Below are 14064 nucleotides of genomic sequence, written 5' to 3'. Positions count from 1 at the left end.
GGCGGCTCCCGCCGTCGTGCCGTACCCACAGAAGGAGCCGGACCTTGACCCACGGTAAGAAGCTGCGCGACCGCATCGCCGGGCCCGGGACCACACCGCTGATCGGCGTCTACGACATGTACTCGGCGTCCATCGCCGCCAAGCACTACGACGGCATGTTCGTCTCCGGTTTCGGCTTCGCCGCCTCGTACTACGGCCTGCCGGACATCGGCTTCATCGCCTGGCCCGACATGGTGGCCTTCGTCCAGCGCCTGCGCGGCGCGTTCCCGCACCACCACCTCCTCGTGGACATCGACGACGGGTACGTCGACCCCGAGGTCGCCTGCCATGTCGTCGAGCACCTGGAGCGCATCGGTGCCTCCGGGGTGATCCTGGAGGACCAGAAGCGGCCCCGCCGCTGCGGCCACGCCGACGGCAAGCAGGTGCTGCCGCTGGAGGAGTACCTGGAGAAGCTCCACCAGGTCCTGGAGACCCGCAAGGATCTGGTCGTCGTCGCCCGCACCGACGCGACCGACGAGCACGACATCCTGCTCCGCGCCGAGCGGCTCGCCGCCACCGACGCCGACGTGGTGCTGGTCGACGGGGTGCGCAGCGTGGAGTGGATCAAGCGGATCCGGGAGGTCGTCGGCGACAAGCCGCTGCTGTTCAACCAGATCGCGGGCGGCAAGTCCCCGCGCCTGTCCCTGAGCGAGCTGTCCGAACTCGGGGTGGACGTCGCGATCTACAGCACGCCCTGCCTGTTCGCGGCGCACGAGGCGATGGACTCGGCGCTCAGCGGGCTCAAGGCCGCCGACGGCCGGCTGCCCGTGGTGGACCCGGCGAGCGGGGTCGGGGTGCAGGCGTCGACCAGTCTGCTGGAGCGCAACATCGCGCGCGACCGGCTCGTCGCCGAGGGCGTGGGCGTGTGAGGGCCGTCCGCATCGGTACGGCGGCCGCGCTCACCGCCGCCTTCCTCGGCGCGGGCGCCGCCCCGGCGCTCGCGGGCAACAGCCTGGTCACCCTGGTCGACAACTCGGGCGCCGACTCCTGGCTGGAGGTCGACCGCACGGCCAATGTGCAGACCGGCAAGGGCGACGCGGGCAGCGACCACGACGGCAGCGCGGTGGACGCGATCCAGGCCCTCCTCGGCAATCCGCCGTCCCCGGACGGAGACTGAGGGCCCGAGAGAGCGGTCGCGCTCACGCCCTCGGAGCGCACGACCGCCTGCCGGGGTGACGGGGGCCGGGCCCCCTCCGCAAGGAGGCCCCCCGGCCCTCGTCACCCCACCCCCACCCGCCGAAGCCTTCCCGCACCGGTACACCGAACGGCCCAGTCGGAGGTCTGTGCACCGGAATGCAACACCCTCCTGTGGTGCTGTACATGTGAAAGGTGCATGACGGCGAAGGGCTGGTGGGCGATGACGGCAGACCCGGCGGGCCCGGTGGTCCGCACCCCGCACGGCGCCGTACGCGGCCGCTACGAGCACGGCGTCGCCGTGTTCCGGGGCATCCCGTACGCCGCCCCGCCCGTCGGCCCCCGCCGCTTCCGGCCCCCCGAGCCGCCCGTGCCCTGGGACGGGGTGCGGGAGGCCGCCGCGTTCGGCCCGACCGCGCCGAAACCGCCGTACTCCGAAGCGTTCGCCCAGTACCTCTCCGACCCCTCGATCCCCGGCGACGACTGCCTCAACCTCAATGTATGGACGCCGGACCCGGCCCCCGGCGCCCGGCTGCCCGTCCTGGTCTGGCTGCACGGCGGAGCCCTGACCAGGGGTTCCTCGGCCGTGCCCGTCTACGACGGCCGTACCTTCGCCCGCGACGGCGTCGTCTTCGTCTCCGTCAACTACCGGCTGGGCATCGAGGGCTACGGGCTGTTCCCGGACGCCCCGCCCAACCCCGGCCTGCGCGACCAGCTCGCCGCGCTGCGCTGGGTGCACGAGACGATCGCGGCGTTCGGCGGCGACCCGGACCGCGTCACCCTGTGCGGCCAGTCGGCCGGCGCGATCAGCGCGGGCGTCCTGCTCGCCTCCCCGCACACCGATGGCCTGATCCGCCGCGCGGTGCTGCAGAGCGGCCCGCCGGAGGTCTCGGAACGGGACAGGGTGCGGCGGATGGTGCGCCGGATGGCCGCCCGCCTGAAGATCCCGGCCACCGCCGCCGCCTTCGCCGCCGTGGACCGCGACGTGCTGCTGCGCACCCAGGCCGAGGCCGGCCGGCTCGCCGGCCCGGTGCTCGGCGGACCGGCGTTCGGCATCGTCGTGGACGGCGACCTCGTGCCCCGCGACCCGCTCCAGGCCCTGATCGACGGCGACACCGCGCGGGGCGTGGACCTGCTCATGGGCTGGACACGGGACGAATACCGGCTGTGGCTGGTGCCCGGCGGCCTGCTGGAGCACGTCGACCGACTCGGGGCCGTCGCCGTCGCCGGGGCCATGGCCCGCTGCCACGCGAGCCATGAGGTCCCGCGCGGCTACCGCGCCCTGCACCCCGAGGCGGGCGCCGCCGAGATCGTCGGCCAGATGGTCACCGACCACATCCTGCGCGTCCCGCTGCGCCGCCTCGCCGACGCCCGCCCCGCCACCAGCCACCTCTACGAGTTCGCCTGGCCCTCCCGCCGCCCCGACCTGCGCGCCTGCCACGCCCTGGAGCTGGGCTTCGTCTTCGACTCAGGCGACCTGCCGGAATCCCGGAAACTGGCCGGCGAGGGCGCCCCGCAGGAGCTGTGCGACGAGATGCACGGCGCCTGGGTGCGCTTCGCGACCACCGGCGACCCCGGCTGGGAAGCCTGGAACCCCACCCACCCCGTCCGTGTCTTCGGCGACGGCGCGCCCTACACCGCCCACGGCCCCCGCGACGCCGAGTACGCCCTCTGGACCACCACCCCGCGCACCCCGCCGCCGCGCCCCGCCTCCGTCCCCCGCGCCCCCGGCGCCGAACTGGCCGCCGCCATGCGTCGCCTGCGCCGCTCGGTGGTCGCACGGCGCCACTGACTCCGGCGAAGGCCGCCCGGCTTCGGCGGCGCCCGGTGCCCGCTGATCCGTGCCGCCCTCAGCCGGCCCCGGTGAGCAACTCCCCGACCGGTTCGGCGTAGCGACTGCGCCGGGCGAGTGACGAGCTCGCCGCCGCCCTGCGGGACCGCCATGAGGCAGCCGTCCGACCGCGGGTGCGGCACCCGGAGGCCGGGCGCACCGCGGCCACCGGGTGCCGGAGCCGGGGACGGCCGGGGAACCGCCGGTCAGCCCGTCCCCGTCTCGGCCCCCGTCGCCAGGGTCCGCGCGATCGAGGTGATGCTCTCCGGGCCGACCCGGCAGCAGCCGCCGATCAGCCGTGCCCCGCGGGCGCGCCAGGACGTGACCTCGGCCGGTCCGAAGGTGGCGGGGCCGGTCCAGGAGTGGGTGTCGGGGTGCCAGGACTCGCCGCTGTTGGGGTAGACGACCACCGGTTTGCCGGTGAGACGGGCGGCGAGGCCGACGGCGGGGGCCGCGTCCTGCGGGGCGCAGCAGTTCACGCCGACCGCGATGATCTCGTCCGCGTCCGCCGCGAGGGCGAAGGCCCGTTCCAGGGGCTGCCCGGCGCGGGTGCGGCGGCCGTCGATCGTGTACGACAGCCAGGCCGGGACCCCGAGGCCGCGTACCGCCCGCAGCAGCGCGGTGGCCTCGTCGGTGTCCGGGACGGTCTCCAGCGCCAGCACGTCGGGGCCGGCGGCGGCCAGTGCTTCCAGGCGGGGCCGGTGGAAGCGCTCCAGTTCGGCGACGGTGAGCCCGTAGCGGCCCCGGTACTCGGAGCCGTCCGCGAGCATCGCGCCGTACGGCCCGGCCGAGGCCGCCACCCACAAGGGGCGGACGACGCCGGCGCCGCGCGCCCGCCGGGCCGCCTCCCGAGCCAGCCGGACGCTCAGTGCGAGCAGGCGCGCCGCCTCCGCGCGGTCGGCGCCGCGCCGGGCGAAGCCCTCGAAGGTGGCCTGGTAGCTGGCGGTGATCGCGACGCTCGCGCCCGCCAGGAAGTAGGCGAGGTGCGCCTCGGTGATCGCTTCCGGCCGCTCGGCCAGCAGCCGCGCGGACCACAGCTCGTCGCTCAGGTCGTGCCCGGCGGATTCCAGCTGGTTGGACAACCCGCCGTCGAGGACGACCGTCCCGGCGGCGAGGGCCGCGGCGAGGGTGGGGGTGGAGGCGTTGCCGGTCATACGGGTGACGCTAGTCCACCGGGGCGGGGGAGCGGCCCCGGTGTCCAGGAGGTGGGCAGGACACCGGGGCCCTACGCGTTGCGGTGGACTAGCGTCATCCGTATGACCGCAGACCTCGGAGCCACGTCCTTCGCCGCGCTGCACCGGCCCGGCGAGCCGCTGCTGCTGCCCAACGCCTGGGACCACGCCTCGGCCGCGGCCCTGGCCGCCCGCGGCTTCCCCGCGATCGCCACGTCGAGCCTCGCGGTGGCGGCGGCCGTCGGGCTGCCCGACGGGGCGGCGGCGACCCGCGGGCACACGGTACGGCTCGCCCGGAACCTCGGTTCCGGGCCGTACCACCTGTCCGTCGACGCGGAGGGCGGCTTCAGCGACGACCCCGAGGAAGCGGCGCGGCTGGCAGCGGAGTTGTGGGACGCCGGCGCGGTCGGCGTCAACCTGGAGGACGGACTCGGGGCGAGCGTGCTGCTCGCGGCGAAGATCCATGCCGTCAAGGCCGCCGTACCGGGGATGTTCGTCAACGCCCGCACCGACACCTACTGGTTGGGCCACGGCGACGAGAACGACACCCTCCGCCGTCTCGACGCCTACCAACAGGCGGGCGCCGACGGCGTGTTCGTGCCCGGCCTCACCGACCCGGCCCGCATCGCCGGCCTGGTGCCGCGCCTCGGCGCCCCCCTCAACATCCTCCACTCGCCCACCGGACCCACCGTGCCGCAGCTCGCCGGCCTCGGTGTGGCCCGGATCAGCCTCGGTTCCCTGCTGTACCGCAGGGCGCTGGGCGCGGCGCTGGACGCGATGACCGACATCGCCGCGGGGCGGGCGCCGGGCGGTACGACGCCCTCCTACGACGAGGTGTGCGCGCTGGAGCGCAGCGCCCCGGTCAGCAGGTCCGCGAACTCCGCCGGGTGATCGAGCGCGCCCAGGTGGCCGCCGGGGAACTCCGTGAACGCCGCGCCCAGCCGCCCGGCCAGGAACTCGGTCGTACGGTGCAGGAGTTGACCGCGTGAACCGGTGCCCGCGACGAGGGTGAGCGCAGGGGCCGGCCCCGGCGCGGGGACCGGTGTGTAGGCGGTGAACGGATGCAGCACCCGGCCGAGGAAGACCCCCATCGGCGTCGCCGACTCGCCCTCCGCGGGCGGCCGTTCGCCGCCGTCGAGCTGCCCGAGCAGCTCGGCGCGCCGCTCGGCACCGTCGGGCAGCACGGTGACGCACGGCGGCTCGTGCGCGATCACCCGCGCCAGCCGCTCCGGATGCCGCGCGCGCAGGTCGAGCGCCGCGATCCCACCGGAGCTGGTACCGAACACGTACGCCGACTCGCCCTCGGGCAGCACTGCCGCCAGCACCCGGTGCGCCCCCTCGCTCCAGTCCGCCACCCGCTGCTCCGGCACCGGCAGGCCGAGCCGGCCATGGGCGAGCCCCAGCGGGTCGTACGTCACCACGGTGAACCGCGCTGCCAGCCGCTCGACCAGCGGCCCGAGCCCCATCGGGTGCCCGGCGCCGCCCGGCAGCAGCAACAGCACAGGCCCCTCGCCCGTGACGTCGTAGTGGTCGCGGTCCCCGTCCGCCATCTCGGTCATCGCCCGTCCTCTCGGGGGCCGGCGCCTGCGGCCGGCCGTTCGTTCCGACCGGCCGACCGTACGTCCCGCAAGGCTGTCGAGCCTCCGAATTACGCGGCAGCGCACCAGGACCGGGCGGGACATCCCCGACCTATCCGGTGTCGTCGCCGCTGCCGGGAGTGGGCGCGGCGGACGTCGGTCAGGTGTCCAGGATGCCGGCGACGAAGGCGTTGGTGAACTTGCCCGTGGGGTCCAGGGACCGGACAAGCTCCCGGAAGTCGCCGAGGCGCGTGTACCGCCCGCGCACCACCCCCGCCGGCATGCCGAACACCTTCCCCCAGTGCGGACGCGGCTCGAACGGCTCCAGCACCTCCTCCAGTCGCCGCACCACGGGCAGTACGGCCGCCTCGTCCGGTACCCAGGTGAAGTGCAGCGCCACCGAGTCCCGCCCGTGGGCCGGGCTGAGCCACTGCCGGTCGGCGGCGATCGTCCGCACCTCGCAGGTCTGGAGCACTCCCGCGACGGCCTCCCGTATCCCGTCGACCGCCTCCAGCGCGCCGACGGCCGCCGCGCGCGGCACCAGGTACTCCGACTGGATCTCCTCCCCGCTGCTGGGCGTGAACTCCGCCCGGAAATGCGGCAACCGCTCATGCCAGGGGCCTGCGACGCCCAACTGCTCCGTGCAGTTGACCGCGGGCATGCCCGGCACCGGATGCAGCGGGCGCGCGGCCGGTGCCGCCCACGGGAAGTCCACCGCCGGCTGGTCGGTGCGCCGCTTGACCCACACCTGGCGGAATCCCGGCTCCCGCCAGTCCGTGAACAGGCTGACGCTGTACGCCGATCCGGCGATCGCCTCGAACTCCAGCCCCTCCAGCGGCAGTTCGGTGAACACGTGCTGCTCCACGTCGAACGCCGGTTCGAGGTCGAGGGTGAGCGCGGTGACCACGCCCAGCGCGCCCAGCGAGGTCACCGCGCCGTCGAAGCGGGCGTCGCCCCGGCCGATCGTCACCGTCGTACCGTCCGCGACCACCAGCTCCACCTCCCGCACCGCCGAGGCCAGCGGCGGGTTGGCCACGCCCGAGCCATGGGTGCCGGTCGCCACCGAACCGGCCACCGAGATGTGCGGCAGCGAGGCCATGTTCGGCAGGGCGAGACCACGGGCGTGCACCGCGCGGGCCAGCTCGGCGTAACGGACCCCGCCGGACACGCGGACCGCCCGCGCCGCCGTGTCCACCTCGATCACCGGCGCCAGTCCCGCCGCCGACAGCAGCACACCGTCCGGCCCCGGATCGGCGACCCGGTTGAAGGAGTGCCCGCTGCCCAGCACCCGCACCTTCGCCGCACCGGACACCACGGCACGCAGCGCGCCGAGCGACGCCGGACGCTGGAACTCCTTCGCGTCGTAGGCGATGGTGCGGGCCCAGTTGGTCACCGTCTCCCTCATGCTGCCGATCCTTTCGCCGGGGCGGCGGGTCCGTCGACCCTCTGATCCGCCGCGACCTACGGTAGAGACCGCTTGCCGCCCGCGCCGCACCGAGCCCGAGGGGTCCGTCCTTGCCCGAGCGCCCGCAGGCCGTGTTCGCCATGGCGGCCGAGAACGTGCGTACGTCTTCCCGCCCGGCCTCCTCGCCCGCCTGCGCACCCACCTCGACCTCGATCCCGCCCTGGTGGCCCAGGACTTCGGTCCGCGCGTGCGCGCGGCCGGGTCGGTCAAGGGGTTCACCCCCCGAGGTGTGGCGGCGCGGCATCCTCGTCTCCTCGGCCGCCGACGCCAACGCCCTGCCCGTCGCCGAGTACACCCTCGCCATGATCACCGGCAAGGACGTCTTCGCCCTGCGCGAGGAACTGCGCGAGCGCCGGGACTTCCCGTACGGCGCGATCCGCCCCGGCCTCGGCAACCACGGCCGCCGCGTGGGAATCGTCGGCGCCTCCCGCGTGGGCCGCCGGCTGATCGGACTGCTGCGCCCCCACGACCTCGCCGTCCGCCTCGCCGACCCCGCCATCGGCGCCCCCGAGGCCGAGCGCCTCGGGGTGCCGCTGCTGCCCCTGGACGAACTGCTGCCGGCCGCCCGCGTGCGCACCGGACGGCTGCGCGCCGTCCTGGAAGTCACCGACCCCGAACCGCTGCCCGCCGGCTCCCCGCTGGCCGGCCTGCCGGGCGCCTTCGTCACCCCGCACCTGGCCGGCTGCCGGGGCAACGAGCTGGCCCCTCGGCCGGGTGGTGGCCGAGGAGGCCGCCCGGCTCGCGGCCGGCGAGGCACTGCGCCACGCGGTCGACCCGGCCGCGCTGGACCGGATGGCCTGATCCCGGACCGCCGGGGAACCCCTGACGGGCGCGCCCACGGGACCCGGCACCGCTCCGCGCGAGCCGGGGGCATACGGTTGGGCCGTACGCCTGAGCCGGGAGGAGACATACGGATGGGCACACGCACCGCACTGGTCGAGGATCTGATGGAGCGGTTCCCGCACGTGCCGCGGGAAGCCGTCTTCAAGGAGGACCTGCTCCGCGGCGGTGTCGCCTTCGACAAATCCGCCCTCAGCGACAACGAGGACGGGGACGTCAAACCGAAGTCCTACTTCATCTTCTCCTTCGACCACGGCACCCTGCCCGAGCTGGGCGAGGCCGCGCTGCGCCGGCCCCCGGAGGAGATCATCCTCACCGGCGGACCGTACGACCTGCGCCGTACGGTCGTCTCCGTACGGGTGAACCCCGCCTCGCCCTACCGGGTCGCCGCCGACGACGCCGGGGTGCTCGGCCTCTACCTCGACGGCAAGCGCATCGCCGACGTCGGGGTGCCGCCGATGCCGGAGTACTACCGGCACACCCTCTCCAACGGGAAGTCCGTGATGGAGGTGGCGCCCACCATCCAGTGGGGCTACCTCATCTATCTGACCGTCTTCCGGGTCTGCCAGTATTTCGGCGCCAAGGAGGAGTGCCAGTACTGCGACATCAACCACAACTGGCGCCAGCACAAGGCCGCCGGGCGGCCCTACACGGGCGTCAAGGACGTGGAAGAGGTCCTGGAGGCCCTGGAGATCATCGACCGGTACGACACCCAGAAGGCGTCCACCGCCTACACCCTCACCGGCGGCGCCATCACCAAGACGGTCGCCGGGCGCGACGAGGCCGACTTCTACGGCCACTACGCCAAGGCCATCGAGGAGCGCTTCCCCGGCCGCTGGATCGGCAAGGTCGTCGCCCAGGCGCTGCCCAGGGACGACGTGCAGCGGTTCAAGGACTACGGCGTGCAGATCTACCACCCCAACTTCGAGGTGTGGGACCGCCGGCTGTTCGAGCTGTACTGCCCCGGCAAGGAGCGCTACGTCGGCCGTGACGAGTGGCACAAGCGGATCCTGGACTCCGCCGAGATCTTCGGCGCGCGCAATGTGATCCCCAACTTCGTGGCCGGCGTGGAGATGGCGGAGCCCTTCGGCTTCACCACCGTCGACGAGGCGATCGCGTCCACCACCGAGGGCCTGCGCTTCTTCATGTCCCACGGCATCACGCCCCGCTTCACCACCTGGTGCCCGGAGCCGACCACCCCGCTCGGCAAGGCCAACCCGCAGGGCGCGCCGCTGGAGTACCACATCCGGCTGCTCCAGGCCTACCGGCAGACCATGGAGGACTTCGGGCTGTCCTCCCCGCCCGGCTACGGCCCGCCCGGACCCGGCCGCGCGGTCTTCTCGGTCAGCTCGTTCATGGACAGCCTGCCCGCGCAGGAGACGGCCGGGGACGAGGAGCCGGTCACGGCCTGAACCGCGACCCTGCGTGACCGGCCGCGCACGGGGCGCTTGTCAGCGGGGCCGGGCCCGTGAAAGGCTCGGTTCCGCGAGGTTTATGCCAACTCCGTCGTCCCTGTGGTGAGTTGACCTCGCCCGTGATGCAGGAGTCCCATGCCCGACCTGCCGACCCCCCAGGACGACGCCGAGGCCGCGCTGTTCGCGGAGTCCTGGGCCGCGGTGCTCTCGTACGCCGCCCTGTGCGCCTCCGGTTCCGGCCCCGCCCACCGGCTGGCCACCGAGGCGTTCACCCGCGGCATGCGCGAGGTCCGCGCCGCCGGGCGCACCCATGTGCGCGGCGCGGGCCGCCGCCCCGCCCCGCTGCCCATGATCCCGGCCCTGCTCACCGCCGTCCGCGCCACGGCCGCCGCCTGGGCGGCCGCGGGCCAGGACCGGCTGCTCGCCCCCGGTCTGCCCCAGTGGCTGGCCTCGCCCGAGGCGTCCCGCCTCACCGGCTCGCCGCGCGCCCACCCGCCGGTGCTGCGCGCCCTGCGCGAACTCGGCGGGAGGGACGCGGCGCTGCTGTGGCTGGCCGAGGTGGAGGCCCTGCCGCTGCCCACGGCCGCACACCGGCTCGGGCTGGACCCGGCCACCGTGCGGGCCGAACTCGACCGGGTGCGGGCGCTGTTCCGGGAGCGCTGGCGGCGCGCGCGGGGTGACGATCCGGAGCCCGAGAACGCCCGGCTGGCCGCCGTGCTGGCGGGCGGGGTGCTCGGCTGGGGCGGGCCCGACTATCTGGAGCGGCGCCGGCGGTCCGCCGAGACACGGCTCGGGAACGGGCGTGCGGGGGATCCCCCCAGGGGTGAACCCGAGGAGCGTCCGGGGCTCGGGCGGCTGCTGCGCGGCGGCGGGATGTTCGCCACCGCGCTGCTGCTGTCGGCACTGGCACTGGGCGCCTCGCTCATGGCGCCCGGCGGTTCGGGCGCGGACTCCTTCACCGCGCGGGACGACACCGCCGCCACCCGCGACGACGGCGGGGCGCCCGACGACGCCGGCTCGACCGGGGCGTCCGGCCACGCCCCCGCCCGCGGCGGCCGTACCGGAGCCCGCCCCACCCCCGCGCACTCCGCCCCGGCACCCGAGCCGACGCCGCGACCGACGCCGGCGCCGGGCTCGGCGGAGAAGCCAGCGCGGACGTCCACGGCCAAGCCGGCGCCGAAGTCCGCCTCCCCGTCCGCCCCCGCCCGCGTCCCCGCCACCCCCGGCGGCCGGAACCCCGGCCGTACGAAGCCCGGCCCGGCCTCCGCCTCCCCGCCCCGCGGTCTGTCCTCCCCGGCCCACGGCCCGCTGGGCACCCCGGTGTCCCCGACCGCTGTGCCGCCCCGCTGCCACGTCGCCTACCAGCGGGCCGGCGAGTGGTCCGGCGGCTTCCAGGCCATCGTCACCGTCACCAGCGAGCGCGCCCTGGACGGATGGCGGGTCGGCTGGACGTTCCCGGACGGTCAGCGGGTCGTCCGCATGCGGGGCGCCACCGCCCGGCAGAACGGCGCCCGGATCACCGCCACCGGCCCCGACCGGAGCGTCCCGGCCCGCATCCCGGTGTCCTTCGGCCTCACCGGCACCCGGACCGGCGCCGACCGCGCCCCCGCCGCCTTCGCACTCGACGGCCGGCCCTGCGCATAGCCCCGCCGCGCCCCCGTCCGGGTCGACTGGTCTCGACCTCACCAGGTGTCTCACACCCGGCTCACCTGGACGTATCACGAGTCGTGATCGTTCTCAGAGTGGATTGCGTCTTGGACGGCCCCCGGCGCGGTGCTGGACTGGGTCCACGGTGGATCCCGGCCGAACGGGCCGCGGACCGTGCGCCCTCGGCGCGACCTAGATCCAGGAGAACGCGATGCCTCTCATCCACGTGCAGCAGACCCCCGGCAAGACCGCCGAGCAGAAGGCCGAACTGGTCCGCGAGCTGACCGACGCGTACGTCCGGGCCACCGGCAGCAAGCCGGAGAGCGTCTGGGTGACCGTGCAGGAGATCGGCACCGACAGCTGGTCCATCGCCGGGGAGACGCTCGCCGCCCGCGCCGCCAAGCGCTGAATCCACGGGCCGACCCCGATCCGCCGTTTCCGGGCGCACATCCCCCCGTTCCGCCCGGAAACGGCTTCCCTTCCGGTGACCCAAGGAAGTTGCCACGTGTCATGAAGACCGCATCCACCCGGACCCCCTACGCGCTGCTGCTCGCCGTCCTGTCCTCGCTGAACGCGGGCGGCCTGTTCGCCTCCGACATCAACCTGCCGGGCGTCCCGGCCACCGCGCACGCCTTCCACACCCCGGTCGCGTCGGTGCAGTGGACCTTCAGCGCCTTCATGATCGGCATCGCCCTCTCGCAGGCGGTCTACGGACCCATATCCGACGCGTACGGCCGCAAGCGCGTCATCGTCTCCGGGCTCGGCCTGTTCGTCCTCGCCTCGCTGGTGTGCGCCGCGGCGCCCACGGTCGAGGTGTTCGGCGCGAGCCGGCTCCTGCAGGCGCTGGGCGCCGGCTCCGGCATGGTGCTGGGCCGGGCCGTGATCAGCGACCTGTACGAGGAGAAGGACGCGGCCCGGATGTTCGCCACGGTCATGCCGATCGTCGGCGTCTCCCCGTCCGTCGCGCCCCTGATCGGCGGCTACCTGACGACATACGTCTCCTGGCGCGCACCCTTCGTGGTCACCGCGGCGATCGGCCTGGTGACCCTGTTCGCGATGGTCACCGCGATCCCCGAGAGCCTGCCGCCCGAGCGGCGCAGCAAGCACCTGGGCGCCACCCTCAAGAGCTACCCCAAGCTGCTGTCCCGCCCGCTGTTCTGGGCCTACACCGTCAACCTGTGCGTGGCCTACGGCGGTTACTTCGGCTACCTCGCGGCCTCCCCGCTGGTGTTCGAGAAGATGCGGCTGGCCACCGAGACCACCAGCTACTGCTACATCACCGTCTCCCTCGCCTACGTCGCCGGCAACCTCACCTCGCGCGCCCTGGTCCGCACCCGGTCCGTCAACCGGCTGCTGTGGACGGGCCACGGCTTCTTCCTCGTGGGCGCGCTGATGATGCTGGGCCTCGGGCTCAGCGGGGCCGGCGGGCGCTGGGGTCTGCTGGTGCTGGTCTTCATGCCGGTGATGACGTTCGGCAACGGGTTCCTGCTGCCGCTGTCGATGAGCGCGGGCGTCACCACGTTCCGCTCGACCGCCGGTTCCGCCTCCGGCCTGATGGGCGCGCTCCAGCTGCTCTCCGCCTCGCTGGGCATCTACCTCTCCAGCCGGCTGCCCGCCGGTGACCTGTTCGCCCTCGGCTGGTTCGTGCTGACCGCCGCGGTGCTGGGCATCTGCGCCTTCGGGCTGTTCCTGTCGCTCGCCGCCCGCACGACCCCGGCCGCACCCGCGCCGGTGCGCGAGCGCCCGGCCGACCGGCCCGCCGCCGACCTCCAGGAAGCCGCCATGGAATGAGGCCGTGCACGGTCGCACGACCGAGAACAGCGGTACCCGTACGACGCCGGTGCGCGTACGGGTACCGCTGTCACGTGTGCGAGGATTCCTCTGCGGCGGCCCCGAAGTCTGTATTGATCTATTCATCAGCACAGGTTTTCCATATTTCCATCACCGGGCCGCCCATCGAGGATCGGGGGGTCCTGTGGAACTGCGCCAGATCCAGTACTTCGTCGCCGTCGCGGAGGAACTGCATTTCGGCCGGGCCGCCGAGCGGCTGCACATCGGCCAGCCCGCGGTCAGCCAGCAGGTGCGCAGGCTCGAACGGGAGCTGCGCACCCAGCTGTTCGACCGCTCCAGCCGCTCGGTCACCCTCACCGCGGCCGGGCAGGCCCTGCTGCCCGAGGGCCGCGAACTGCTGAAGGCGCTGGACTCCTTCGCCGCCAAGGCCCGGCGGCTGGCCGCGCAGAAGGACGCCACCTTCCGGGTCGGGATCAGCTCCGCGCTGGGGGAGCGCCTGGACGACTTCCTGGACGCGCTGCCCGACGCCGGGTCCGGCACCCGATTCGAGTTCCAGACCCTCGGCGCCCACCACCGCCTGGAGGGGGTGCGGGCCGGCCGGCTGGACGCCGCGTTCGTGCGCGGCGTCGAGAGCGCCCCCGGACTGCGGCTGCTCACCCTCTGGCACGACCCCCTGGTGGCGGCGCTCCCCGCCGCCCACCCGCTGTCCCGCCGCACGAGCCTGCACCTCGCCGACCTGGCGGGAGTGCCGCTGCGCATCGCCTCCCGCGGCGAGAACCCCGCGCTGTTCGACGCCGTGGTCGCCGCGTGCCGCAAGGCCGGATTCGAGCCCACCTACGGCGCGCCGTTCACCGGGTTCCAGGACACCCTCGCGGAGATCGGCGCGAGCGGCGACGGCTGGACCCTGATGTACCCGACGGCGGCCGACACGGTCACCTCGCGCCGGATCGCGCTGCTCCCGCTGGACGGTGACCCCATCACCATGCGGATGTTCCTCGCGCTGCGGGAGGACGCGGACCCGCTGCGCCTGGAACTGCTCACCGAGACGGCGGCGCGGGTCCGCCGCAAGGCGATGGGCGCCGTCTGACCGGCACGCGGCGCGCCCCGTGCGGGACCCGGACTCCGGTCCCGCACGGGGCGCTTGCCGCCCGGT

The 14064-nt window shown here is 74.5% G+C and carries 12 protein-coding genes; 9 read left to right on the top strand and 3 right to left on the bottom strand.

Annotated features, from left to right (window positions below; translation table 11 throughout):
* The first annotated feature begins 44 nt into the window (after positions 1–44).
* The 3 genes from ACZ7EC_RS27055 (at position 45) to ACZ7EC_RS27045 (ending at position 2965) form a co-directional block, all read left to right on the top strand.
* A complete protein-coding gene (locus ACZ7EC_RS27055; protein WP_471066535.1) occupies positions 45–908 on the top strand; it encodes an isocitrate lyase/PEP mutase family protein in 864 nt (287 codons plus the stop codon).
* Complete coding sequence (locus ACZ7EC_RS27050; protein WP_471066533.1) at positions 905–1156, top strand: hypothetical protein; 252 nt, start codon at positions 905–907, stop codon at positions 1154–1156. Before ACZ7EC_RS27055 ends, ACZ7EC_RS27050 begins: the two co-directional genes overlap by 4 nt.
* A 240-nt stretch (positions 1157–1396) precedes the next feature.
* Positions 1397–2965: a carboxylesterase/lipase family protein gene (locus ACZ7EC_RS27045; RefSeq protein ID WP_471066622.1), complete on the top strand. Its 1569-nt coding sequence runs from the start codon at positions 1397–1399 to the stop codon at positions 2963–2965.
* 245 nt (positions 2966–3210) lie between these two features.
* Here the strand turns inward: ACZ7EC_RS27045 and mmuM are convergent, their stop codons facing one another.
* Positions 3211–4158 carry a homocysteine S-methyltransferase gene (gene mmuM, locus ACZ7EC_RS27040; RefSeq protein ID WP_471066531.1) on the bottom strand — a complete coding sequence of 316 codons (948 nt, stop codon included), beginning with the start codon at positions 4156–4158 and terminating at the stop codon, positions 3211–3213.
* A gap of 102 nt (positions 4159–4260) precedes the next feature.
* Here mmuM and ACZ7EC_RS27035 point away from each other — a divergent pair, with 102 nt between their 5' ends.
* A complete protein-coding gene (locus ACZ7EC_RS27035; RefSeq protein WP_471066529.1) occupies positions 4261–5067 on the top strand; it encodes an isocitrate lyase/PEP mutase family protein in 807 nt (268 codons plus the stop codon).
* Here the strand turns inward: ACZ7EC_RS27035 and ACZ7EC_RS27030 are convergent.
* A complete protein-coding gene (locus tag ACZ7EC_RS27030; RefSeq protein ID WP_471066620.1) occupies positions 5001–5726 on the bottom strand; it encodes an alpha/beta fold hydrolase in 726 nt (241 codons plus the stop codon). The two genes, ACZ7EC_RS27035 and ACZ7EC_RS27030, sit on opposite strands and share 67 nt — an antisense overlap.
* A 187-nt stretch (positions 5727–5913) precedes the next feature.
* Positions 5914–7158, bottom strand: a complete 1245-nt coding sequence (locus ACZ7EC_RS27025; RefSeq protein WP_471066527.1) for an FAD-binding protein — start codon at positions 7156–7158, stop codon at positions 5914–5916.
* 974 nt (positions 7159–8132) lie between these two features.
* On the opposite strand from ACZ7EC_RS27025, the gene ACZ7EC_RS27020 reads away from it, so the two are divergent.
* The 5 genes from ACZ7EC_RS27020 (at position 8133) to ACZ7EC_RS27000 (ending at position 13998) form a co-directional block, all read left to right on the top strand.
* Positions 8133–9470 carry a radical SAM protein gene (locus ACZ7EC_RS27020; protein WP_471066618.1) on the top strand — a complete coding sequence of 446 codons (1338 nt, stop codon included), beginning with the start codon at positions 8133–8135 and terminating at the stop codon, positions 9468–9470.
* Between the two features lie 138 nt (positions 9471–9608).
* On the top strand, positions 9609–11117 hold the full coding sequence (locus ACZ7EC_RS27015; RefSeq protein ID WP_471066525.1) for a cellulose binding domain-containing protein: 1509 nt from the start codon (positions 9609–9611) through the stop codon (positions 11115–11117).
* A 214-nt stretch (positions 11118–11331) separates the two neighbouring features.
* Positions 11332–11529 (top strand): 4-oxalocrotonate tautomerase family protein, encoded by a 198-nt coding sequence (locus ACZ7EC_RS27010; protein ID WP_397983351.1) that lies wholly within the window; start codon positions 11332–11334, stop codon positions 11527–11529.
* Between the two features lie 101 nt (positions 11530–11630).
* Positions 11631–12911, top strand: a complete 1281-nt coding sequence (locus ACZ7EC_RS27005) for a multidrug effflux MFS transporter (protein ID WP_471066523.1) — start codon at positions 11631–11633, stop codon at positions 12909–12911.
* 184 nt (positions 12912–13095) lie between these two features.
* On the top strand, positions 13096–13998 hold the full coding sequence (locus ACZ7EC_RS27000; RefSeq protein ID WP_471066521.1) for a LysR family transcriptional regulator: 903 nt from the start codon (positions 13096–13098) through the stop codon (positions 13996–13998).
* The last annotated feature ends 66 nt before the right edge of the window (positions 13999–14064 follow it).

The sequence above is a fragment of the Streptomyces sp. NPDC037203 genome (assembly GCF_055605065.1).
Note: the sequence above shows the minus strand (reverse complement) of the source record. Positions and strands in the feature narration are given on the sequence as shown.